This is a genomic window from Enterococcus saigonensis, assembly GCF_011397115.1.
GTDB lineage: Bacteria > Bacillota > Bacilli > Lactobacillales > Enterococcaceae > Enterococcus_C > Enterococcus_C saigonensis.
Map to the genome: position 1 here is coordinate 462552 of NZ_AP022822.1, position 24623 is coordinate 487174.

General features: G+C 35.1%; 17 protein-coding genes and 1 other annotated feature. Of the genes, 11 read left to right on the forward strand and 6 right to left on the reverse strand.

Translation table 11 applies throughout. The features are described from left to right. Positions 1–67 precede the first annotated feature (67 nt). The 5 genes from EsVE80_RS02105 (at position 68) to nhaC (ending at position 10053) form a co-directional block, all read left to right on the forward strand. Positions 68–2740: a cation-translocating P-type ATPase gene (locus tag EsVE80_RS02105; protein ID WP_173102250.1), complete on the forward strand. Its 2673-nt coding sequence runs from the start codon at positions 68–70 to the stop codon at positions 2738–2740. 400 nt (positions 2741–3140) lie between these two features. Further along, positions 3141–3339, forward strand: a binding site (T-box leader). Between the two features lie 154 nt (positions 3340–3493). After that, entirely contained in the window at positions 3494–4750 is a 1257-nt protein-coding gene (tyrS, locus tag EsVE80_RS02110; RefSeq protein WP_173102251.1) for a tyrosine--tRNA ligase, read from the forward strand. 461 nt (positions 4751–5211) lie between these two features. Then, complete coding sequence (gene tdc / locus EsVE80_RS02115) at positions 5212–7083, forward strand: tyrosine decarboxylase (protein WP_173102252.1); 1872 nt, start codon at positions 5212–5214, stop codon at positions 7081–7083. Between the two features lie 131 nt (positions 7084–7214). Next, positions 7215–8597, forward strand: coding sequence for a tyrosine-tyramine antiporter (gene tyrP / locus EsVE80_RS02120; protein ID WP_408639871.1), 1383 nt, complete (start codon positions 7215–7217; stop codon positions 8595–8597). 76 nt (positions 8598–8673) lie between these two features. Further along, positions 8674–10053, forward strand: coding sequence for a Na+/H+ antiporter NhaC (gene nhaC / locus EsVE80_RS02125; RefSeq protein WP_173102254.1), 1380 nt, complete (start codon positions 8674–8676; stop codon positions 10051–10053). Positions 10054–10097: 44 nt separating this feature from the next. On the opposite strand, the gene EsVE80_RS02130 is transcribed toward nhaC, so the two are convergent. Then, on the reverse strand, positions 10098–12845 hold the full coding sequence (locus tag EsVE80_RS02130; protein ID WP_173102255.1) for a cation-translocating P-type ATPase: 2748 nt from the start codon (positions 12843–12845) through the stop codon (positions 10098–10100). A gap of 140 nt (positions 12846–12985) precedes the next feature. Here EsVE80_RS02130 and EsVE80_RS02135 point away from each other — a divergent pair, with 140 nt between their 5' ends. Further along, the gene (locus EsVE80_RS02135) at positions 12986–13423 is read left to right on the forward strand and encodes a hypothetical protein (RefSeq protein WP_173102256.1); all 438 of its coding nucleotides are present in this window, start codon (positions 12986–12988) and stop codon (positions 13421–13423) included. Between the two features lie 881 nt (positions 13424–14304). Next, on the forward strand, positions 14305–15810 hold the full coding sequence (gene abc-f, locus EsVE80_RS02140; RefSeq protein ID WP_173102257.1) for a ribosomal protection-like ABC-F family protein: 1506 nt from the start codon (positions 14305–14307) through the stop codon (positions 15808–15810). A gap of 151 nt (positions 15811–15961) precedes the next feature. Here abc-f and EsVE80_RS02145 read toward each other — a convergent pair whose 3' ends face one another. From EsVE80_RS02145 to EsVE80_RS02155, 3 genes are read right to left on the reverse strand one after another with little or no spacing between them, the layout of a single operon-like run. Beyond that, positions 15962–16123, reverse strand: coding sequence for a hypothetical protein (locus EsVE80_RS02145; protein ID WP_173102258.1), 162 nt, complete (start codon positions 16121–16123; stop codon positions 15962–15964). Positions 16124–16134: 11 nt separating this feature from the next. Beyond that, a complete protein-coding gene (locus EsVE80_RS02150; RefSeq protein WP_173102259.1) occupies positions 16135–16485 on the reverse strand; it encodes a hypothetical protein in 351 nt (116 codons plus the stop codon). A 28-nt stretch (positions 16486–16513) separates the two neighbouring features. Further along, on the reverse strand, positions 16514–17536 hold the full coding sequence (locus EsVE80_RS02155; protein ID WP_173102260.1) for a lactonase family protein: 1023 nt from the start codon (positions 17534–17536) through the stop codon (positions 16514–16516). 294 nt (positions 17537–17830) lie between these two features. On the opposite strand from EsVE80_RS02155, the gene EsVE80_RS02160 reads away from it, so the two are divergent. Further along, complete coding sequence (locus tag EsVE80_RS02160; protein ID WP_173102261.1) at positions 17831–18184, forward strand: PTS glucitol/sorbitol transporter subunit IIA; 354 nt, start codon at positions 17831–17833, stop codon at positions 18182–18184. Positions 18185–18292: 108 nt separating this feature from the next. Next, positions 18293–19444: an AI-2E family transporter gene (locus EsVE80_RS02165; protein ID WP_173102262.1), complete on the forward strand. Its 1152-nt coding sequence runs from the start codon at positions 18293–18295 to the stop codon at positions 19442–19444. Between the two features lie 66 nt (positions 19445–19510). On the opposite strand, the gene EsVE80_RS02170 is transcribed toward EsVE80_RS02165, so the two are convergent. Next, positions 19511–19804: a rhodanese-like domain-containing protein gene (locus tag EsVE80_RS02170; protein WP_173102263.1), complete on the reverse strand. Its 294-nt coding sequence runs from the start codon at positions 19802–19804 to the stop codon at positions 19511–19513. Positions 19805–20023: 219 nt separating this feature from the next. After that, entirely contained in the window at positions 20024–21946 is a 1923-nt protein-coding gene (locus EsVE80_RS02175; RefSeq protein ID WP_173102264.1) for a fructose-1,6-bisphosphatase, read from the reverse strand. A gap of 301 nt (positions 21947–22247) precedes the next feature. On the opposite strand from EsVE80_RS02175, the gene EsVE80_RS02180 reads away from it, so the two are divergent. Continuing rightward, positions 22248–23279 (forward strand): aromatic acid exporter family protein, encoded by a 1032-nt coding sequence (locus EsVE80_RS02180; protein ID WP_173102265.1) that lies wholly within the window; start codon positions 22248–22250, stop codon positions 23277–23279. 486 nt (positions 23280–23765) lie between these two features. Continuing rightward, positions 23766–24602 carry a VOC family protein gene (locus EsVE80_RS02185; RefSeq protein WP_173102266.1) on the forward strand — a complete coding sequence of 279 codons (837 nt, stop codon included), beginning with the start codon at positions 23766–23768 and terminating at the stop codon, positions 24600–24602. The last annotated feature ends 21 nt before the right edge of the window (positions 24603–24623 follow it).

Sequence of the window (24623 nt, forward strand, 5' to 3'; positions counted from 1 at the left end):
TATGCACATACACAAGTCTATTTTTTTTAGCTGACTTGTGGAGGATAATTTCAAAGGAGGAACAAAATTGTCAGAAGAAAACAAAAAACAGCAGTTGAGCCAAGCGTTTTATTCCCAAACGCCAGATGAGGTTCTAAAAGAGTTAGATGCAACTGCTGACGGTCTAAGTGCCGCAGAAGCCAAAAAGCGTCTAAATGAATACGGTGAAAACGAGCTGGAAGAAGGCAAGAAAAAATCAATGGCTCAAAAGTTCTTTGAACAATTCAAAGACTTGATGATTTTGGTTTTACTGGTTGCTGCCATTATTTCTGCACCCCATGAGCCGGTTGATTCCATTATCATTTTATTAGTTGTGATTATTAATGCAGTTATGGGTGTTGTGCAAGAGTCAAAAGCGGAAGCTGCAATTGAAGCTTTGAAAGATATGTCAACGCCAAATGCAAACGTTATAAGAGACGGTCATGCCTTATCAATTAAGAGTACAGATCTTGTACCTGGCGATATTGTATTGTTAGAAGCAGGAGATGTTGTACCCGCTGATATGCGTTTGATTGAAGCTAGCTCTTTAAAAATTGAAGAAGCAGCCTTAACTGGTGAATCTGTTCCGGTTGAAAAAGAATTAATAGTTTTAGAAGGTAACGAAATTGGTATTGGTGACCGCATTAACATGGCATACTCTAATAGTAATGTTACGTATGGTCGTGGTAAAGGTGTTGTTGTTAATACAGGGATGAATACTGAAGTAGGTAAAATTGCAGGTATGTTGGCTGCTGCTGATGAAACTGAAACACCACTAAAAAACAACTTGAATCATTTAGGTAAATTCTTAACAGCTGCAATTTTAGTTATTGCCGTGATTATGTTCTTATTTGGGACTATCATTAATGGAACACCTTGGATGGATATGTTATTAACCTCTGTATCTTTAGCTGTTGCTGCAATTCCAGAAGGTTTACCAGCAATTGTGACAATTATTTTAGCTTTAGGTACACAAGTTTTAGCCAAACGCAATTCTATTATTCGTAAATTGCCAGCGGTAGAAACATTAGGTTCGACAGATATTATTGCATCTGATAAAACGGGTACCTTGACGTTGAATCAAATGACGGTAGAAAAGTTATACACTAATGACCGACAATATCCATCATCTGAACATATTCCAGATAACAATATGGCTCTTAAGATTATGAACTACGCAAATGATACGAAATTTAGTCAAGAAGGCGAATTAATTGGTGATCCAACTGAAACAGCTCTTGTAAAATTCGGTCAAGATCAAGGCTTTAATGTAACTGAAAAAGTCGCAGTAGAACCACGAGTAGCAGAATTACCTTTTGATTCTGACCGTAAACTGATGTCAACAATTCACAAAGAAGCAGATGGTCGTTATTTAGTTGCCGTTAAAGGAGCACCAGATGTTTTACTTGGTCGTTGCACACAATATCAAGTGTTTGACGAAGTAAAACCTATGACAAATGCTGAAGAACAGAAAATATTGAGCAATAACAAAGATATGGCAAAACAAGCTTTGCGTGTTTTAGGAATGGCCTATAAATATGTTGCTGCTATTCCAAGTGACTTAGAATCAGAAGTAGTTGAAAATGATTTGATTTTTGCCGGTTTAGTCGGCATGATTGACCCAGAACGTTCAGAAGCAGCAGATGCTGTTAAGGTGGCCAAAGAAGCTGGTATTCGTCCGATTATGATTACTGGGGACCATCGAGATACAGCTGAAGCAATTGCTGCACGTCTTGGTATTATTAAAGCTGGTGATGATGATGCTGTTTTAACAGGGGCAGAATTAAATCAAATGTCTGACGATGAATTTGCACAAAAAGTTGCTCATTATTCTGTTTATGCTCGTGTATCGCCTGAACATAAAGTACGGATCGTAAAAGCATGGCAAAAAGAAGGTAAAGTTGTTGCCATGACAGGTGATGGTGTCAATGATGCTCCAGCCTTAAAACAAGCAGATATTGGTGTAGGTATGGGGATTACAGGTACAGAAGTTTCAAAAGGTGCTTCTGATATGGTCTTGGCAGATGACAACTTTGCAACGATTGTTGTTGCTGTTGAAGAAGGACGAAAAGTATTCTCTAATATTCAAAAAGCTGTTCAATACTTGTTGGCAGCCAATTTAGGTGAAGTGTTAACGTTATTTATTGCTACGATGTTAAACTGGGATACGTTGTTGCCAATCCACTTATTGTGGATTAACTTAGTAACTGATACATTCCCTGCTATTGCTTTGGGGATGGAACCTGCTGAAAAAGATTTAATGAGTCATAAACCGCGTGGTCGTAATTCAAACTTGTTTTCTGGCGGCGTGTTTTCAAGTATTATTTATCAAGGTATTTTAGAAGCTGCTACGGTTTTATTTGTTTATTGGTCTGCGATTCAATGGCCAGTCCATGCAACATATGAAGCAATTCATAGTGATGCATTAACAATGGCTTTTGCGACACTAGGTTTGATGCAGTTGTTCCATGCATTTAATGTGAAATCTGTTCACCAATCCTTATTTAAAGTAGGACCATTCCGCAATAAAACATTTAACTGGGCAATTTTACTTTCATTCTTCTTGATGATGGTAATTATTGTGGTGCCAGGATTAAATGATATTTTCCGTGTGGCTCATCTTGATTTGTACCAATGGGGAATAGTCGTAGGTTCATCTTTTGCCATTATTCCGATTGTGGAAATTGTCAAAGCGATTCAACGTGCTACGGGTAAAGAATAGAATACGCTCTAAAGCTAAAAAGCTGGAAGATATATCTTTCAGCTTTTTAGCTTTATTAGGTTTTAGAAGAGAATTTTTGTTCCGATAAAAAATTCGGCGTGCTACATAAATTTGGTGTCTCTTTTAATTATTAAGTAAAATAATTGTTTTTATATAATATTTTTTTTGTTATTTTATATAGACTTTATTTTAAATGACATAAGAATTTTTTTTCTTGAAAACGAGCAAAATAGAAAACGGTCTTAAGGCTTTGAAGGTGAATATTTATGCTATGACATTGGAATAAATACTGAGATTTTTCTTCCTTTTTTTGTAGAGGTATTTTGTTATTATGAAAAAAATAACGTATTTTTTGTTGACAAACAGATATTCCAGTCTTATGATGTAGTCACATTAATAAATGATGACTGCGATGGAAACGAAGTAGGACAATAGCCGCTGTTAAAGAGAGCTGGTGGGGCTGTAAACCAGTACATGCTATCTGTGTGAATTACACTTCTGGAGTCTTGGCGTAAAGCCACGCGACAGCGTTAAATGTTTGAGTGATATGCTAATATAAGCATATAATTTGGGTGGTACCGCGACTTTTCGTCCCTTGGCAAAATTGCCAAGGGACTTTTTTTATACTCCAAATTTTATAAAAATCACGAGCAGATAAAAAACGCATAATAAAAATCATTTTTTAATAACATAATTTAATTTTGCTATGCCAGCAGTTTACTGCTTTCATAAATATAGACGGAGGTCAATAAAATGAATATTATTGATGAATTAACATGGCGGGATGCCATCAACCAACAAACCAATGAAGAAGGTCTACGTAAACTCGTAGATGAAAAGAGCATTGCGCTTTATTGTGGTGTGGACCCAACTGGTGATTCCATGCACATTGGACATTTAATTCCTTTCATGATGATGAAAAGATTTCAATTGGCGGGCCACCGTCCTTATATTTTAATCGGTGGTGGAACAGGAACAATTGGTGATCCAAGTGGACGTACAACAGAAAGAACTTTGCAAACAATGGAAACGGTCCAACATAATGTCGACGCGTTATCAAATCAAATGCGTAAGTTATTTGGTAAAGATGCGAATATTAGTTTTGTAAATAACTTTGACTGGTTATCCAAAATTTCATTGTTGGAATTTCTAAGAGATTACGGTAAAAACTTCAACATTAACACAATGTTGGCAAAAGATATTGTTTCAAGCCGTTTGGAAGTGGGGATTTCCTTTACTGAATTCACATACCAAATCTTGCAATCTATCGACTTTTTACATTTATTCAAAACATTTGATGTTCAACTTCAAATCGGTGGTGCCGATCAATGGGGAAATATTACCGCTGGTCTTGATTTAATTCGAAAATTAGAAGGACCTGAAGCAGAAGCGTTTGGTTTAACAATTCCTTTAATGCTAAAAGCAGACGGAACTAAATTTGGTAAAACTGCTGGAGGCGCTGTTTGGTTAGATCCTAAGAAAACTTCACCATTTGAATTCTACCAATTTTGGTTAAATCAAGATGATCGTGATGTCATTAAATACTTAAAATTCTTCACTTTCTTAGATAAAGAAGAGATTGATGAATTAACCCAAAAAGTTGCATCCGAACCTGAAAAACGGGAAGCGCAACGTCGCTTGGCTGAAGAAGTTACGCGCTTTGTTCACAGCGAAGAAGATTTAAAAGAAGCGCAAAAAATTACCGAAGCACTATTTTCTGGTAATATCAAAGATTTAAATGCTACTGAAATTGAACAGGGATTTGGCAAAATGCCAACAGTCGAAATTTCCAATAATCCTGAAAATATTGTGGAATTATTAGTAGCAACAAAAATTGAACCATCTAAACGCCAAGCGCGGGAAGATGTTTCAAATGGAGCTATAAGTATTAACGGTGATCGTATCACTGATTTAGATTTTGTCGTAACACCATCTGATCATTTCGAAGGAAAATTCGTTGTTATCAGAAAAGGTAAGAAAAAATACTTTTTGGCCAAAGTATTAAATTAAAATTTAATAATTTTTTGCCTTGAAAAACAATGATTTTCATTTTCCAATTCAAATGATGAACTGGTCTTAAAAAAGTAAAAATCACTGTTAATACGTTACAAGAGAAAGCGACCTGTCTTTACAGGTCGCTTTTTTTTAATCGTAGTTAAAATAAAATGCCTTCACAAAGGTAGATGCTTTTATATTGAGGAATAATTAAAAAAAATTCACGAGTTTGTAAAATGAGAAAAATTTCAGTAAATAATATAACGCTCGTTACACTGTTGTTTGGAATTTTCAGATAAAAAACAACGGCCATTTTATTTTATTAAATTTTCACAATTGACTATAACTTTAAAACAATTTAATAAGTAAGAATTTGATTAAAAAAGGAGCTAGTTTTGATTTTACTTTTAAAAAAAAACAGGTGTAACCTACAAACGACAAAATCTTTATCAATACTTTTTTAGGAGGAGTTCATCATGAGTGAACAAGGAAACGATTTGAATCTAAATGCCCTATTTATTGGGGACAAAGCTGAAAATGGCCAAATTTACAAAGCTTTGTTAAACGAATTAGTAGATGAGCATTTAGGTTGGCGTCAAAATTACATGCCACAAGACATGCCGATTATTACGCCAGAAGAAAAAAGCAGTGAAAGTTTCAAAAATACGATTAACAAAATGGAAGATGTGTTATCAGAAATTTCATCTCGAATGCGGAGTCATTCTGTACCATGGCATACTGCAGGACGTTATTGGGGTCACATGAACTCAGAAACATTGATGCCATCATTATTAGCTTATAACTTTGCAATGCTTTGGAATGGTAATAACGTGGCTTATGAATCATCACCAGCAACGAGCCAAATGGAAGAAGAAGTAGGACATGAATTTGCCCACTTAATGAGTTATAAAAATGGTTGGGGCCACATTGTTGCAGATGGTTCACTAGCAAACTTAGAAGGTTTATGGTATGCCCGCAATATTAAATCATTGCCACTTGCAATGAAAGAAGTAACTCCAGAATTAGTTAATGGTAAATCAGAATGGGAACTTTTAAATATGTCTACCAAAGAAATTATGGATTTACTTGAAACAATACCTGAAAAAATTGATGCAATTAAAGCAGCATCTGCTCGTAGTGGTAAAAACTTAGAAAAACTAGGGAAATGGTTAGTACCACAAACTAAACACTATTCATGGTTAAAAGCAGCAGACATTATCGGGATTGGTTTAGATCAAGTTATCCCTGTTCCAGTCGATCATAACTACCGCATGGATGTTAATGAGCTTGAAAAAATTGTTCGTAAATTAGCAGCAGATAAGACACCAATATTAGGTGTTGTAGGAGTTGTTGGTTCAACTGAAGAAGGTGCGATTGATCCAATCGACAAAATTTCTGCTTTACGAGATGTCTTAGCAAAAGATGGCATTTATTTCTATTTACACGTAGATGCTGCTTATGGTGGTTACGGTCGTGCCATTTTCTTAGATGAAAATAATGACTTCATTCCATTTGAAAATTTGAAAGATATTCATTTTGAAAAAGGTGTCTTCACTGAAAATAATAATTATATTTTAGAGGAAGTTTACAACGCTTACCGGGCAATTGAAGAAGCAGAATCTGTCACAATTGATCCCCATAAGATGGGTTATGTTCCTTATTCAGCTGGTGGAATTGTTATTCAAGATATTCGGATGCGGGACGTTATTTCTTATTTTGCCACTTATGTTTTTGAAAAAGGTGCGGATATTCCAGCGTTGTTGGGTGCTTATATTTTAGAAGGTTCAAAAGCAGGCGCAACTGCTGCTAGTGTTTGGGCTGCACACCATGTTTTACCGTTGAACGTTACCGGTTATGGGAAATTAATGGGAGCTTCAATCGAAGGCTCACATCGCTTCTTTAACTTTTTAAATAGTTTATCCTTTAAAGTTGGCGATAAAGAAATTGAAGTACACCCACTAACTTATCCAGACTTTAATATGGTGGATTATGTCTTTAAAGAAAAAGGCAACGATGATTTAGAAGCGATGAATAAATTGAATCATGACGTTTATGATTATTCTTCATACGTTAAAGGTAGCATTTATGGCAATGAATTCTTAACGTCACATACGGACTTTGCTGTGCCAGATTATGGTGATAGTCCCTTGCAATTTGTTAATCAACTTGGCTTTTCAGATGCAGAATGGCGTCGGGTAGAAAAAATTACAGTTTTACGTGCCAGCGTTATGACACCATACATGAATAAAGCTGAAAACTTTGATCAATATGCAGAAAAAATTAAAGCTGCGCTTCAAGAAAAATTGGAAAAAATCTATGCAGAAAAATTAGTACATTCAGTACATTAATCAGTAAGTAGACGGCAGGATCAGTTGCCGTCAGGTAACTGATCGACTGCGGTCCAATTTTAAGGAGCGTGTCAAAAGTGAGTAAGTCAGATATTAATAAAATTAGTTTGGGTACTTTTATCGGACTGACAATGGCATTGTGTGCCACAGTTCGAAGTATTCCAACCTTAGCAGCTGTTGGTTGGACTTTAATTTTCTATTCGATTTTTGCAGTTGTCTTTTTTGCCGGACCAATCTCAATGATTTCTGGTGAACTTTCAACAATGCTTCCAGAAGAAGGTGGCCCGCAATTGTGGGTGAAAACCGCTTTAGGTAGTAAGTGGGGATTTGTTGTAGCTTGGCTATTATGGGTGCAAATGTTCCCTGGTATGGTTATGGTTGCCTCGACATTAGGCCCGCTTTTAGGAAATACATTCGGAAATGTTGCGTTAGGTAACAATCACTGGTTTGTTTTAGCTTGTATTTTAGTTATTTATTGGATTATAACTATCTTGAATTTAAAATTTGATATGGCAAAAGTCGGTGGGAATATCGGTGTCTGGTTAGGTGTTTATATTCCTGTTGTGGTCATGTTTGTTTTAGGTCTATTTGCCTTTTTCAAAGTTGGTTTAGTTTCAAACGGATATTTAGGTGCTTTCTCTTGGTCTAAAATTTTACCAGATTTACAACACATCGAAACATTGAAATATCTAGCTGGGATTAGTTTTATTTTTGTCGGGATTGAAATGAGTTCCGTTTATATGCCTCGTTTGAAAGACTCTACAAAAAATTATACGAAGGGCGTTTTCATTGCATTAATTGGTTTAGTTTTACTTAATGTGATCAATGCAATGTTAGTTGCCAACGTTGTACCTGCTGGTAAAATGGAATTAGCCAATATCACGCAACCAATTATCATTTATTGTGAAATTTTAGGTTTACCAACCATTATTGGAAATATTTTCAGTTTTATGGTCTTTATTGGGGTATTACTACAACTTTCAGCTTGGGTAACTGGTCCTTCTAAAACAATTATTCAAGTTGCAAGAGAAGGTTTTTTACCACCAAAATTTGGTTTCCAAAAAGAAAACAAATACGGCGTTTCTAAAAATGTTGTTTTGACGCAATCAATCGTCATTTCATTATTTGCACTATTGTATGGTGTGATGGATGACGTTAGTACAGTGTTCTTAACGTTAACGAATGCCACAACAATTGTTTATTGTATCGTGTATGTATTGATTGCCATTTCTGTCCTAGAACTACGAAAACACCATCCAGAAATGGCTCGCCCTTATCGAATTGGTAAAAAAGGCAATGCATTTGTTTGGGTAGTCAGCATCATGTTACTGTTTTCTATTGTTGTTGTTACGTATGCGACATTACGAACATCCACTTTAGGCAACGCACTCTTAGTCGCTGCGATTGCAATTGTTATGTTTGTTATTCCTTTGGTCATTAATCATTTTAAGAAAAATGACTGGAAAGTTGCTGTTAGTGACAATTCTGCAGACCACTTGCATCATAGTCATTAACCACACCCGAAGCGTCCTGTCGTAAGTCCTTGCGGCAGGGCGTTTTTACTTTGAATTTATAAAAGAAGGTATTGATATGAAAAAGATTTCAACTAAAGAGAGTGCTACAGTTTTAGCAGCCATGTTAGCAATTTTAGGTATTTTAATTATAGGTTTTCAGCTAAGTCCTCATGTGCCTATCTTATTTGTCTTTATGCTGTTATTACTATATGGACGGATGAAAAAAATTTCGTGGGACGATATTCATGCCGGTATTATTAGTGGTATTACGCCGGGGATCATTCCTATTATTATTTTCTTATTAATTGGTGTGCTAGTGGCCTCTTGGATTTTAGCGGGAACAATTCCCACGATTATGGTTTATGGTTTTAAAATTATCTCAGTGCGTTTTTTCTTACCAACAGTTTTTATTGTCTGCTCAATTGTAGGCTTAACCGTTGGTAGTTCGTTTACGACTATTTCGACTATTGGGATTGCTTTTTTAGGTATCGGTCATATTTTAGGGTTTCACGATGCTTATACAGCTGGAGCAGTTGTTTCAGGAGCCTTTTTAGGAAATAATATTTCTCCGTTGTCAGATACGACCAATTTAGCAGCTGGGATTGGCGAAATTGATTTGTTTCAACATATTGCGAATATGCGGTTCACCGATTTACCAGCTTTTGTAGTCAGCTTTATTTTGTACGTATTTTTAGGTCATACTAGTAAGACTGCTAATTTGACTAGTGTTAATGAGATGATTACCAATATGCAAAACAATTTCTGGATTTCACCATGGACATTAATTCCATTAGTTGTGCTGTTTATAATGGCGATAAAAAAAATTCCAGCGATTGCCACACTTTTAACAGGTGCGAGTGTAGCCGTTGTTTTGAGCTTTGTTCATAATCACACATTAACGGTTCAAAAAGTTGCTGATATTTTGATGAATGGATTTAAAGCAGAAACTACGAGTGAAAAATTAAATACGCTTTTATCTCGTGGCGGCATCATGAGTATGTTAGGTTCAGCTAGTCTAATTATTTTGGCGTTAGCTTTAGGTGGTTTGTTGTTAAAATATCAAATTGTCGAAAATATTGTGGAAGCTTTAAAAAGCAAAATGGATCGGCCTTCTCGCTTGATTGGTTTGACTGCGCTTAGTAGTATTGGTGTAAATATTATTGTCGGAGAACAGTACTTATCTATTATTTTACCTGGCGAGACATTCAAGAAATCCTTTGAAACAGTAAAATTAGATAATCGCTATTTAACCAGAACATTGGCAGATGCAGGAGCAAGTGTGAATGCATTAATACCTTGGGGAGTTAGCGGAACGTTTATCGCAGGTACATTAAAGGTGAGTGCACTGGCATATGTACCTTTTGCTTTTTTCCCTTTATTAGCCCCAATCGTTACAATTACAGTAGGTTTCATTTTAAATCATCGTCAAGCTAAAGCAGCTCATCCTGCCGGTTAAAAAAACGTCAAGGCTTTGGCCTTGACGTTTTTTTTAGGTAGAGATTAAGCTTTACGAATAATTTTTTTGCGTATTTCCTCAATTAGAATAAGTGGAAGTGGGATGCAAATAAGAAACAGCCAATCTTGAAATTGAATCCCAGTTGTCCCAAATAATTTCTGTAGGAAAGGTACATACATTAAACAAACAATTAAGATAATTTCAAAACAAATGCCACCTAAAATCCGTTTATTAGAAAACAATCCAATCTTAAACAGTGATTGTTTTTGGGTCCGACAATTAAAAACAGCCCCAATTTGGCAAAAGACAATTGCTGCTAAGGTCATGGTTGTGGCCATGACATAGACTGTTCCATCAGTAGCTAAAGCAACTTGTGGCCAGCCGTTTAAATGGTTAACAAAGAAATAAGCACCGATTGAAATGATTGAAGCTAAAAGTCCGTACCAAACAAAGGCTTTCAAAATAATTTGCTTTGTTAATAAATGTTCTGTTCGCTTGCGAGGAGGCTTTTTCATAGTCCCAGCTTCGGTTTGTTCCGTTGCCAATCCTAAAGCTGGGAGCATATCGGTACCCAAATCAATAGTTAAAATTTGCATGACCGTCAACGGTAACGGGATTGTTCCTTTTGAAAGTAAAAATAGTAAAGAAGGAATAGCTTCTGGCATATTACTGTTTAATATATATAGTAAAAATTTACGAATATTATTGTAAACTGTTCGTCCTTCTTCAATTGCATTTACAATTGAAGTAAAGTTATCATCTGTTAAAATCATATCAGCAGCTTCTTTTGCTACATCAGTTCCAGTAATACCCATCGCAACCCCAATATCGGCTTTCTTTAAAGCTGGTGCATCGTTAACGCCATCTCCTGTAGAAGCAACAATCTCTCCTAAACTTTGTAACAAGGAAACGACGCGGTATTTTTGCTCAGGTGCAACTCGGGCAAAGATAACTTCATGTCGCAAATTGTCTTTCAATGTATCATCAGACATAGCAGCTAAATCATCCCCAGTAATTATCCGTACATCGTTTCCTTTTACAATACCAATTTTGCGAGCAATGCTTTCAGCGGTTAAGCCGTAATCGCCAGTTACCATGATAATGCGGATGGAAGCGTCATGACATTTTTGAATAGCTTGTATTACGTTTTCTCGTGGAGGATCTTGACTGGCTGTAAGACCAACAAATATCAAATTTTGCTCACAATTTGATACTGAAATTTCTTCATCTGAACCCAACGAGCGATACGCAAAAGCTAGGGTACGCAGTCCTGATTTTGCAAAAGTGTCATTTTGAGCTAAAATTTGTTTTTTCGAATTTTCATCTAGCGTAAGAATTTGTCCGTTTTTTAAATAACTTTGGCAACAACTTAAAACTTCAGTAATACCACCTTTAGTAAAGACGTAGTATTTCTTATTATTACGATGAATAGTAGACATTCGTTTCCGTTTAGAGTCAAAAGGCAGCTCATTTTGGCGTGGATAATTTGTCTTTTCATCTCCTAAATCGTAGTCAGCTTTATCGGCTAAAATTAAAAGACTCCCCTCATCGGGACTACCTACTAATTGATAGTGATTATCTTTTTCTTCAATCGCAGAGTTATTACAAAGACTAGCAATACGAATTAGTTGTAATAAGTCTGACTCTTCTGACAGCTCTATTTTTTTATCCGCTTTTGTAACAATACCATTGGGTTCATAGCCAGTACCAGAAACCGCATAATCTGCGATTGGAAGCCAAACTTTTTCAATGGTCATTTCATTTTTTGTCAAAGTGCCTGTTTTATCTGAACAAATAACGGTTGTTTCCCCTAAAGTCTCGACACTATTCAAATGTTTTACTAAAGCATTTTTTTTCGCCATTTTTTGTACAGCCATGGCTAATGATAAGGTAACAGTTGGCAATAATCCTTCGGGAATAAAAGCAACAACCATTCCCAAAGCAAAGATAAAGGCTTTAGCCCAAGGATAACCAACAAAAAAGACAGCCGCGATGAAAAATAAAACGCCAATCACAATGGCAATGAAAGAAAGCTGACGAGTCAAAATGTCTAACTCTTTTTGCAAAGGACTTTTGACGTCTGTAACCGAAGTTGTTAAAGTTGCAATTTGCCCGAATTCTGTTGTCATACCTGTCGCTAAAACAATGAACGAGCCACTTCCGCTTACCACAGAGGTTCCTTCGTAAACTAAATTTTGCTCAGCGTATTGACCCACGTTTTTTAAATCTTCAGACGTTTGAATATCTATTTCTTTATTAACTGTGGTGGATTCGCCAGTTAAAGAAGACTGGTTTACTTCAAGACTGTCAGCACTAAGTACGCGTCCATCGGCAGGAATGTTATCACCACTTGCTAACAAAACCACATCTCCAGGAACTAATTCTTCGGCTAAAACTTTATTTGTTTTCCCATCTCGAATAACTTTGACATAATTCGGTAACATTTTTTGTAAAGCACTGGTGGCTTGTTGGGCTCTATATTGTTGCCAAAAACTAAAAATACCATTAATAAGATTTACGAGCCAAATTGCAATTCCCAATTCTGGTGTACCAGTCATCAGGGCAATAAAACCGGCAACCCATAGTAAAATAGCCATCATACTTGTAAAATTGGTGAAAAATACTTTGAACATAGATTGCTGCTTGGTTGAAGTAATGACATTTTTTCCGTATTTTTCTAAGCGCTTGTGGACCTCTTGTTCTGTCAGTCCTGTTTTTGAACTATTTATCTTTGTGAGAGTTTCATCACTGCTTAATTTAGCATATTCTTGCAGGGATTTTCCTTGTGTCATCTCACATCACCACCTTTGCTTATATTTTCTAAGACTCTTTGAAAAAAAGCAAAAAATAACCCTTTTTATAGAGAATACTTTCTTATTAAAGGAAAAAAAGCTAAAATGAAGGTATCACAAAAAAGAAAGTGGGAATAACTGTGCGACCAAATCTTGGTTATTATGTTCAAAACATTAATGATATCGTACAAGATACAGAAAAAATTGGGGAAGAAATGAATCCTCATTATGAAATTATTCGTGCTGCTATTGATGGCGATAATTTAGAGAGCTTAACACCTGAAAAGATTGCAGAAGTAGTAGATGTCTTTGCGGCAGGGACTAAAAAATATAAAGTGATGTTAGCACAAATTGAAAAGTTACGGCCTCCTGCAAAGGTTATGGGAATTCATAAAAAATTTCAACGTTCATATGAAAAGTACGTATCAGGTTGTGAAGAAATGATTGGCAGTTTACAAACAGAAACCGGAATTGATACCAAGGCTTTTGATATCTCCGAAACAAAACAAGATGAAGCAACTGATGAAATATCATTTTCAATCCAACGCATGACGAACTTATTGCTAAGTAAAAAATAAGCTCTTTGAAGTATCGTTGTAATAAAAAGTTTAGTACCTTTAATTTTGCTGAGCAGCTTTTGGGGTTAGGGCAAAGGTTTAGCTAGAAAAAAGTTGCGGCCCAACTTTTGATGAAATGAAAAAGATTAGCAAAACGAGAGTTATCTAATTTAACTATAACGTTATTTTTATGACAAAAAGACTGTTGTCGTTTATATTAAATACATAACCAACAACAACCTTTTTATTTTTCATTTTACTCCATTTGAGAGTAATTACTCCTTTTTCCATTGGGCCTAACCAACCCGATGGTTTTTTTATACGCTGAAAAAAGGAAAAAAGAGTGGAAAAATTGCTTTTTTTGGACTAAAGTTTGTGAAATAAATTTTCTTGCTTTTATGTGATAGAAGAAATTTGAAATCAAAAAAATAAATCATGTGTTTTTTTTATTGTTAACTATATTTTTTTAAAATTAGCACGATAAGAATTTCTAATTTTATTTTAGAAAAATTGCCAAGAATTATAAATCATGTTACTCTTAAACTATCAAAACTGAAATGAGGGATCTTGCATTGAAAATTTAACCAATTTGTTGAAGCTGCATTTAAACGTGAGTCTTGGAATGACCAAGGGCTTCGTATGCAGATTTTCAGGATTGGTTAAATGACGGATGTAAGGTCTTTTTGTCTACCTTACTGTCATAGCTTGCGCTTGAGACCATTCCTGAAAATAGGATGGTCTTTTTCTATTGTCAATTTTTGCGGGCATTTATAAGGAAAAGATCAATTATTATGTGTCTACTAGATCGCAAGTATAGTGAAAATCTCAAGAAAACATGCCAAACTTTGGTACATGAGTCGTATATTTTAGCGCGTCTACGTAACTATTTATGAGGTGAGAATATGACAGTGATAAAAATACAAGAGTTAACATTTGGTTTTGATAACCAAGGAGTCTTACTTTTTGATCATAGTAACTTAATTATGGATTCTAGTTGGAAATTAGGCTTAATTGGACGGAACGGACGAGGAAAAACTACACTGCTAAATTTGCTACAAAATAAATTTCCCTATGAAGGGAAAATAACACATCAATTGACCTTTACGTATTTTCCGCAGAAATTACAAGATAAAGCACAATTAACTTTTTATGCATTAAATGAAGTTGTAAATTTTGAACAATGGCAGTTAGAGCGGGAGTTGAATTTATTAGGGGTGGATCCAGAGATTCTTTGGCGACCATTTACCAGTCTTTCAGGTGGGGAACAAACCAAGGTTTTATTAGCCTTGCTGTTTGTGGATGAACTAAACTTCCCTTTAATTGATGAGCCTACTAATCATTTAGATGTTACAGGAAGAAAGCAAGTTGCTAAATATTTAAAACAAAAAAAGCAAGGATTTATCGTAGTCAGCCATGACAGAAGCTTTGTCGATGAAGTGGTAGACCATATTTTATCAATTGAAAAAAGTCAGTTGGTGTTGTATCAAGGAAATTTTTCTGTTTATGAAGAGCAAAAACGACTACGAGATAAATATGAGTTAGAACAAAACAGTAAATTGAAAAAAGAGATCGGACGACTTCAGCAAACAGCGGCCGAAAAAGCAGAATGGGCGCGTTCTCGAGAAGGAGATAAGACCAAAAAATCAAAAGGATTTATTGATACGGAAAAACGACGAGTGAACAAGGGAGCTGTTGGGGCTGATGCGGCTCGTACAATGAAACGCTCAAAGGCTATTATTAATCGCTTAGAAGATAATGCTAGCAAAAAGGCAGAGTTGTTAAAGGATATCGAAACAGTCGAGACGCTGAAAATGAATTTTGTGCCTACCCACCATAAGTTGTTGTTGCAAGCAGAAAATTTAACTTTACACTACCAGAAGAGTCTTTCGTTGTTTGCCGCCGTTTCATTTGAATTGCGGCAAGGGGAACGTCTTGCTATTAAAGGGGCTAATGGAGTGGGAAAGTCTTCTTTAATTCATTATCTAATGGACCATTTTAATGGCGGTAGCCAAGGGATATTGGAACGACCAAAAAAGTTGACTATTAGTTACTTGCGTCAAAACTATGAAGATAATACAGGAACGTTAACAGAATTTGCAGAAAGTCATCACTTGAATTATGAAGACTTGTTAAATAATTTACGCAAATTAGGAGTAGAAAGAGAAGTTTTTTATAATAAAATTGAAGATATGAGTATGGGGCAGCGAAAGCGTGTGGAACTCGCAAAGTCACTGGCTACGCCTGCAGAGCTCTTTATTTGGGATGAACCGCTAAATTATCTCGATGTCTTTAATCAGGAGCAATTAGAAGCAGTCATTCAATCTGTACAACCTACTATGGTAATTGTAGAGCATGATGAAACATTTTTAAAACATGTGGCAACAAAATTTTTAGAATTAAAAAAATAACTAATCGTATACTGTAATAAACCAAGCTAAAAACGAAATAGCCACTAGCATCCCACAAAAATGGGAGCTAGCGGCTATTTTAGTCTACTTCAAACTATAAGGATATTAAAACACATACACTGACGAAATGTAGGAAATAAAGTGAGCTTATTTAGTTTTCTACGTTGCGAACATAATCGTCAAAGTATTTAATTAAATCATTTTTCATTTTTTGATAGTCTTCTTCGCTGTATTCTTTATCTTCAATTTTACCATTAAAAAACGGTAGATTTAACTCTTCTTTTAAGCGATCCAAAGCTTCTTGTTGATTCATTGTATAATCTCCTATAACAAATTAAATGACTGTGTTAGTAATTCATACTGTTCTTGCATAGTAGTCAGCTTTTTTTTAAAGCTCGGAATATCATCATCGTCATGGAATAAAACTTGTTTTAATTCAAAATAAAAATCGTCAAAAGCATTAACAAAAGCTTCTACTTCCTTTGTTTGTAATTCGACGTTTTGATCACAGCGGACATAAGCTTTTTCGGCAATAGCATAAGCCTCTGCCGTAGTCAAAATCGCTAAATTGACGTTATAACGACGACTGATAACTAAATCAAAAACCGACTGACATTTGTTTAGTAAGTTTGAAAAATCTTTTAATAGTAATTCGACAGGGGTTTTAGTAAACATGGGACTTCCTCCAATTCTTCTCTGGATATTAGTCTTCAAATAAGACACAGACACATTCTGGGGCATAAACATCTTTTTGAATTAATGTTAAGTGACCATCAGCTTGATTGCGAAAATAAAGTGTTAAATTATCGCTATTTTGGTTAGCGCACACGACGTATTTATCACTAGGATCAAGAGCAAAATCTCGGGGGAAATCACCTTCAGTGCTAATGGTTTGAATTTTTTCAACGGTTAAACCATCTGCTGTGATAGCAAAAACAGCAATTGAATTATGGCCGCGATTAGAGGCATATAAGAAACGTCCATCTTGACTAATACGAATTGCAGCACCACCATTTGCCCCAGTAAATTCTTCGGGGATTAATGACTCTTGCATTATCTCAGTAAAGCTACCATCTTGTGGATGATAATTTAAAACGGTCACCGTGCTATTTAACTCACCTAACAAGTAAGCAATATTTTTAGTCGGATGAAAAACTAAATGACGTGGACCGGTGCCATCTGCTGTTTGATAGCTAGCAATTTTCTCTAATTCACCTGTTGTGCTGACATTATATGTGTAAACACGATCCGTACCAAGATCACAAACAACGAGACGTTTATCTGGCGTTAAGTCAGTATAATGAACATGCGGATTATCTTGATTTTCATTACTGCCGGTAGGATCATCGTGTTTAATGATGACACCTGGTTTTAAACTACCGTCTTTTTCTAAGCCGTACACACTGATTTCACCTAAATGATAATTAGCACCATAAACAAGCTGACGTTCTTCATCTACGGCTACATAACACAATGGTGCTCCTTCTTTTGTGATGGCATTTAGAAAATTAAAATTTTTATCATATGCACCGCAGCCCCCGTTGCCGTCAACCGCTGTTACAGTATATAAGTTTTTTGATTTGCTTTGGGCTAAATAAGTGGGGCTATTTTCTTCTGTTACTAAACGTAAATCTACTAATTGCTCTTTATCTGTATCAAGAATAATTTGATAGATTCCCTTACTGACACGCCTTGTATAGGTTCCTAATAATAAGTGATGTAACATATTTTTCCTCCTAAACGATTATTTGCAAGTTTTTCCGCAGAGAAATTTTTTATAAATAAGTAATTCTCTTTTCTATTCTACCATAAAGAATCCGCTTTAAAAGGCAGTGGAAAGTTTAGTTATGTTATAATGAGAGCTGTTAAAACAGTTGAATTAATTGTATTTTATGGCTTTGAAGTGTGAATTTTTAGTAAATAAGAGGTATTTGCTGCTTAAATCAGAATACTTTTTTGTGCTAACTGTTTAAAAATTTAACGTAAATTTAGCGAAGTTGAAATTAGGAGGTAACTATAAATGATAGTTGGAAAAATTACAGCGATTGGTAAGCAAGCGATTGATCCAAAAGAGAAACTTTTAATTTTCTTTGATAAAAGTGCTACAGCGGGACTAAAACCGTATGCAGTCATTCAAGATGTCCCAGCATCTTCTGAAATAACATTAAAAGTCGGAGATGAAATTAGTTTTGGTACGGATAAATATACCATTACTCATATTGGTAATACGGCGTTAAAAGGTCTTCATGAAATACAACATGCATCTTTTGTATTTGATACTGTGCCTGAAACAGATAGCATTGTAAATGGAATATACCTGACTCCTTTTAAAGTTCCCTATTTAGAAGTCGGTATGACTATTACGTATCCTTAAACGACAAGAAAAAGTTAATGAAAATTAACAAGGGAAAATTACCTTTAAATTTTACACTTTTACTTGTTTTTGGATTCTTACGATTCAAAACGAAATAAGGAGGTTACCATGGAAAAAGAGAAAAAGCGACTGTCCTGGTTTTGGAAATGGTTTTTGAATAATCAGTTCGTGACAGCATTGTTGATTATTTTATTAATTTTATTGATTTTGAATGCCTTTACGAAAGTTTCATATTTATTTGAACCGGTGGCCCAATTCGTTGGTGTTGTGGGTTTACCCATTGTTTTAGCAGGAGTCTTTTATTATTTAATGAACCCCGCTGTGGATTATTTGGAAAAGAAAGGGCTAAAACGAATTTATAGTATTATCTTATTATTTTTATTGGTAATTGGTTTAATTACTTGGGGTGTAGTTGTTATCGTACCGAAAATTCGGGAACAGACAGCCAGTTTTATTGATAATTTTCCTAATTATTTAGATGTTATTGATCAAAAAGCCAATGAAATTTTAAATGATCCTATTTTTGGAACTTTTAAAGACCAATTTGATAGTTACGGAGATAAAATTACAACGTGGCTAACAGACTTTATTCGAAACATCTCCAGTTCAACTATTTCGAGTATTGGCAAAATAGTAGGAGCGGTTGCGTCAACGTTGGTGGCGATTTTTACAATGCCATTTATTTTATTTTACCTTTTAAAAGATGGACGTAATTTGGCACCTTATTTTGTTAAATTTTTGCCCAATAAAGTTCGCCAACCAACGCTAAAAGTTTTAAGAGAAATGAATGATCAGGTTTCTTCTTATATACGAGGACAGCTGACTGTTGCTTTTGCTGTCGCGATTATGTTCATTATCGGATTTTCTATTATTGGATTGGATTATTCTGTTACGCTGGGAGTTGTGGCGGGATTTTTAAATTTGATTCCTTATTTAGGCTCATTTTTGGCTATGGTACCGGCTATCTTCTTGGCTATTGTCGCAGGCCCAATAATGTTGGTGAAAGTATTGGTAGTATTTGTTATTGAACAGACCATTGAAGGGCGCTTAATTTCGCCATTAGTGCTAGGAAATCAACTTTCCGTTCATCCAGTTACTATTTTATTGGTGTTATTGACTTCCGGTAAGTTATTCGGTGTTGTCGGTGTTATCTTGGGAATTCCTGTATATGCAGCGGCTAAAGTTTTGATTACACATCTTTTTGAATGGTATAAAGATGTTTCGCAATACTATCATGATGAAGACAAAGAAGAAGTTTAAAGAGATTGAAGAAAAAAAGAGGGATAAATCAGTGCAGTTTATTGCATTGATTTATCCCTTTTTCCTTTAAGCTGCTAATTCTTTAAGATCACGCATGCCGCCAATCACATGAACGGCATTAAATCCATGATTTTCTAAGAAATTCGCGATGATTTCTGAGCGACGTCCAGAATAGCTAATGACATAGTACGTCGCATTTTTATCTAATTGTTTTAATTCATTAGGAAGACTCGTCGCTGGTAATGAAACAGCGTTTTGTAAGTGGCTTAATTCAAAGTCTTGTTGATCGCGAATATCTAAGATGTTCAGCGCTTCGTTTTGACGTAGCAAGTTAAAATCTTGTACGGAAATTGAAGTCATCTTTCATCCTTCTTTCTTTTTGTAAGATGTTTGTATCTTAGGGTATTTCGCTACAAAATTCAATCTTTTTCGTTTAATCTGATAAAATAATGAAAAGAAAATAAATGTAAGCGAATTTCATACTGCAAAAAAGCATAAGCTATATAAATAAAAAAATAAGCAGAAATAAAAACAGGAGATAAATTCCCCTGTTTTAAATAATAACAATAATTTTTTTGTTTAAATTTTGTCAAAATTTTGATAGAGATAACTTAAGTCGGCCATTTCCTGACAGATTTTAGCACCGTTATTGGTAGTTTTTACTTTCGTACGGCAAGCCACTTCTGCTACTAAGCGCTTAACAGAGATTATATCAGTACCATTTTTTACAGCATCGGCAACAGAGGTGAAAGGCTGGTGTGCGGCTAGTTGCATACCGTAACTATTAGATAATAGCGTATAACCGGCAATTCCAGTTGTATTTTGATAACTTTTGGCATATCCGCCGTCAATAACGATTAATTTACTATTGGCTTTAATGGGATCTTCTCCTTTTTTTTCTTTAACGGGAGTGTGTCCATTAATAATATGTCCGTGAGAAGGTAAACCGAATTCTGCTAGTAGGTCTTGGCAAATTGTTTCTTCGTTTCGTAAGCGATAGTAGGCATTTTTCTTTTCAATATGCGTTTTTTTATCAGTAATATAATAGCGCTCAAAAGTTGTCATTGCTTCTTTGCCAAAAAGAGATGAACACGCACCAGTCCATAAATACCACAACATATCTGTGGCTAAATCATCATGACAACTAGGAGATAAATAGCTTTTTTGAACTTGTTCCTCGTAAAAGTCTAATAGCGCTTTGCCAGCATAATTATGGCCATTAATTCGCAGCGACTTTAAATCTCCATTTTCATGAAGAGGAATGCAGCCGTGAAATAATAAATTACCGTTATAACACAAATACATGCCACCTGCTTCTAATAAAAAATCCATATGTCGCTTTAACTTTTCTGATGTTTGAATCGATGTCAATAAGCGTGTCACTAGAATTTCCTCTTCTTTTGTTAAAGTAAGCGGAGAATTTGGATCAATCGTAGGTGCATGAAAGTCTACTAACGGATAGGTAATAGCATTTAGTGTGATGGTCTGGGCTTCATAATCAATAAAAGTTAGCACGTTTCGTTGATCCATTAAAAATTCTGGACGTCGTTGGATTAATTGACCTTCTAATTTGAATTGTAAGATAGCAGTTGCTTGTTGAATTTGATTGAGTAAAATTTGTTCACTTTGAGGAAATGTTTGATTATCCTCTGCTTTTACATTAAAGGCCAACCTTGGTTCATAATACTTTTGAGCATAGGTTATTAAAGGACGTAAATTGATGCCATAGCGATCTTCTAAGATATCTAAATTTCCATAACGTGAAGAAATACGCAGTAAATTCATCGCTGCTATGGGAGAACCAGCTACGGCAGCCAGCCAAACGATGTCGTGATTTCCCCATTGAATATCTACAGACGGTAAATTGCAGAGCCTCTCCATAATATAATCTGGTTTAGGTCCTCTGTCATAAATGTCTCCTACTACATGAAGATGATCTACAACCAATCGTTGAATGGTTTTGCACAACGCTGTAATGAGGGCAGGAGCCTGATTCAATTCAATAATGCGATTAATAATTGTTGAAAAATAATCAATTTTATCTTCTTTCGTATCAACTTCTGTGAGCAGCTCTTCAAGAATATAAGCAAATTGTGGCGGCAATGCCTTTCTAACCTTTGAACGTGTATATTTACGCCCAGCATAATTGGTGAGTTGTAATAAATAAGGAATATTTTTTTTGTAATATAAAACCAATTCATCCCAATTTAAAGTCGACTTTTCTAGTGCCAATTTTTCTTCGGGGTAATAAATTAAGGTACATAAATCTGTGATAGGGACTCGCGGTTGATCGTGAAAACATTCTTTAACCTTTTCTTTTACGCTACCAGAACCGTTACGCAAAACATGATCAAAAGCGTCAAATTCACCGTGGATATCACTGACAAAATGTTCCGTGCCTTTAGGCAACTGAACAATTGCTTCCAAGTTGATAAGTTCTGTTAAAACTTGTTCTTTTGTGGGAAATTTCTCTTTTAGTAGTTGATAGTACTTCTTTTCCAAATTATCACCTCATTACTGTAATAATATAGCAAACAATTTTATTTTTGTATAGGTGTTGAAATACTTATAAATTGAGATTTAGTTAGTATTTATTTTTATTGGTATGGTTGTATCTGCATATCAAGCGAGTTATAAAATAAAGGCAGATAGAACCCGATAAACAATAACATTACGCTATCAATGAAAAATATTGAGATTAATTGTGCATAAAAAAGAACACGTTTAAAAACGAAGTAGACTGCAATTACACCTGTTTTTCCAGTATAATAAAAGAAAAATGGACAAATGAAGGAGACGATTAATGAATTTATTGACGAAAAATACGTGGCAACAACATTTTGGTTATGCCTTAAAAATTGGGATCGGTAGTGCGTTGGCGATTTTATTGGCGGAGCTATTGGAATTGAATTTTGCCGCTTCTGCGGGAATTATTACCTTGCTGACAATTTCAATTACAAAAGTTCAAACCTGGCGTCTTTGTCTGCAACGCATCGGAACGTTTTTAGTCACCGTTCTATTAGCTTTTTTGATTCAACCTTTTCATCATTTGGAGTGGATTAGTTATGGGATTATCTTGGTATTGTTAACTTTTGGCCTGAGTGCACGTAATTTATTACCAACACTGTCTGTAAATGCAGTGGGCCTAACGCATTTATTGGTTGATAAAAATCTAACATTCGCTGCCGTTATGAATGAATTTTGGCTTTTGGTAATTGGACTTTTAATTGCAATAGTCGTCAATCATTTCCAACATTATGAAAGTCAAAAAAAATATTTAAATTATTGCCGTACTATTAGTGAAAAAAAATTTAAAGAAGTATTTGAAAAATTGGCTGTCTATCTGCAAGACAGTGAAGTAAATAATCATGTTTGGGATGAGATTATTCATTTGGAAAAAGAACTTCACACATATACACAAGCTGCCTTTGCGTATCAGCAAAATCGGCTACCGGTTACAGATGATTTCTATTTGGATTACTTTGAAATGCGAGCACAACAATGTGGTGTTTTGCATAATCTCCATTATGAGATAAAAAAATTGCGACAAATCAAAAGTGATTCGGCCGTTATTGTCACATTTTTAAACGAAATTGCTGCTCATTTTGGTGAGATGAGTCAACCCATTGAACAATTACAGATGATGGATCAACTAGTGCAAAAGATTGAAGAGGCAAGTTTGCCCCAAACAAAAGAAGAATTTTTAAGTAAAGCCCGTTTGTATCACATTTTAATGGATTTAGAAGAATTTCTTATTTTTAAAAAGCGGTTTTTGCAAAAGCATCATCCGGAAAAAGTTGCTGCTTACGAAGCGCAACTAGCGCTAGAAGAATAAATAACGTAGACTTGGCAGACGGCAAAATAGCTTTTGGCGCTTGCCAAGTCTATTTTAGAGTTGTTGGTTAAAATACAGCTAAATTTTAAGCCAGAAACCAATAGTGACAAAAATAATTGATTTTATGAAAAGTATTCATGGACAGATACAAAGAAGCTTCGTATCAAGAAAGTGTAAAAGACATCGTGGCTTTCGCTTAGGATAAAAATTTTCATAAAGAAATTATTCGTTTTTCTAAGGAAATTTTCGTATCTTTGCCCAATCTGATTAAAAATTATTTAGTCACGACTTTTTATTGTAAAACGTTATTTAATCAGATGTTTTCAGATATTTTTGTTAAAAAAGTGATAAAATGCAATTTAGACGAATGTTTAGAGAAAAATTATCATAAGATAACATTTGTTAATCAAAAAGATTAAGGGATATCATTTGCGACAAGACTAATTTCTAAGTACAATAATCTTGTCGGAAGGGGAGTAAAGAAAAATGGCTGAATTTGCACTAGCGGTGGCGGGACTTCAAACCGTGGCATTACGTGTTAAAAATCGAAACTTAATGATTCAATTTTATCGTGATATTATAGGTTTTAGTTTAAAAAGAGAAGAAAATGAGTTGGCAATTTTTGGTAACACCAAAGCAAAAAGTGAGTTGTTATGGCTGGAAGAAAGTCCTTACGCTGATGACCATGCAGGAGAAATTAAGAAATTACAACGTTTGTGTTTAGTAATTCCTTCTGAAATGGAAATGGCAGATTTGGCACAGCGATTACTTGAAGCAGACTATCCAATTAAAGATGCCTTAATAGATGAAGAGGCTACTGGAATCTTGGTAGAAGACCCAGAAGGCAATGCGTTAGAAATTTATTTTGGTTCAAAAAAAGTCCATCAAAATCCTACTTCGCTGCAACTGGATGCTTTGGCAAGAAAAGCTACAGGGGAGTTTCCGCAGTTATCAGATAGTGTTTATTTTGATAAAATTCATTTAAATACAAGTCGTTTAAAAGAGCAGCAAGACTTTTTAGAAAATGTAATTGGGTTAAAAGTCCAAGATGAAACCAATGGAATTTTAGCGTTAAATGGAGGCAGTTTTCATGTTGGTTTATCTGCTGGTAAGGGTGGGACGTTAGATCTTTCAACAGATGGTGTATTAGGTCTGGACTTCTTGCAATTTCGGGTGTCGCAATCAGATATAACGGCTTTAGCTGCACATTTAGAATTTCTACAAGTTGAATTTTTTATCGATCAAAAAAGACAAATTATTACGATTTACGATCCCACTGGAATTGAATGGTGGTTCATTAGTGAAGATAAAAAACGGCATTAATTAGGATAGTTATCTGAGCTG

Excerpts from the sequence above, each read along its gene's own strand:
- EsVE80_RS02170 (WP_173102263.1), bottom strand. The coding sequence starts at position 19,804 with ATGACTTCAATTTCCGTACAAGATTTTAACTTGCTACGTCAAAACGAA.
- nhaC (WP_173102254.1), top strand. The coding sequence starts at position 8,674 with ATGAAAAAGATTTCAACTAAAGAGAGTGCTACAGTTTTAGCAGCCATG.
- tyrP (WP_408639871.1), top strand. The coding sequence starts at position 7,215 with ATGGCATTGTGTGCCACAGTTCGAAGTATTCCAACCTTAGCAGCTGTT.
- EsVE80_RS02180 (WP_173102265.1), top strand. The coding sequence starts at position 22,248 with ATGAATTTATTGACGAAAAATACGTGGCAACAACATTTTGGTTATGCC.
- abc-f (WP_173102257.1), top strand. The coding sequence starts at position 14,305 with ATGACAGTGATAAAAATACAAGAGTTAACATTTGGTTTTGATAACCAA.
- EsVE80_RS02145 (WP_173102258.1), bottom strand. The coding sequence starts at position 16,123 with ATGAATCAACAAGAAGCTTTGGATCGCTTAAAAGAAGAGTTAAATCTA.
- EsVE80_RS02130 (WP_173102255.1), bottom strand. The coding sequence starts at position 12,845 with ATGACACAAGGAAAATCCCTGCAAGAATATGCTAAATTAAGCAGTGAT.
- EsVE80_RS02160 (WP_173102261.1), top strand. The coding sequence starts at position 17,831 with ATGATAGTTGGAAAAATTACAGCGATTGGTAAGCAAGCGATTGATCCA.
- EsVE80_RS02155 (WP_173102260.1), bottom strand. The coding sequence starts at position 17,536 with ATGTTACATCACTTATTATTAGGAACCTATACAAGGCGTGTCAGTAAG.
- EsVE80_RS02165 (WP_173102262.1), top strand. The coding sequence starts at position 18,293 with ATGGAAAAAGAGAAAAAGCGACTGTCCTGGTTTTGGAAATGGTTTTTG.
- tdc (WP_173102252.1), top strand. The coding sequence starts at position 5,212 with ATGAGTGAACAAGGAAACGATTTGAATCTAAATGCCCTATTTATTGGG.
- EsVE80_RS02150 (WP_173102259.1), bottom strand. The coding sequence starts at position 16,485 with ATGTTTACTAAAACCCCTGTCGAATTACTATTAAAAGATTTTTCAAAC.
- tyrS (WP_173102251.1), top strand. The coding sequence starts at position 3,494 with ATGAATATTATTGATGAATTAACATGGCGGGATGCCATCAACCAACAA.
- EsVE80_RS02185 (WP_173102266.1), top strand. The coding sequence starts at position 23,766 with ATGGCTGAATTTGCACTAGCGGTGGCGGGACTTCAAACCGTGGCATTA.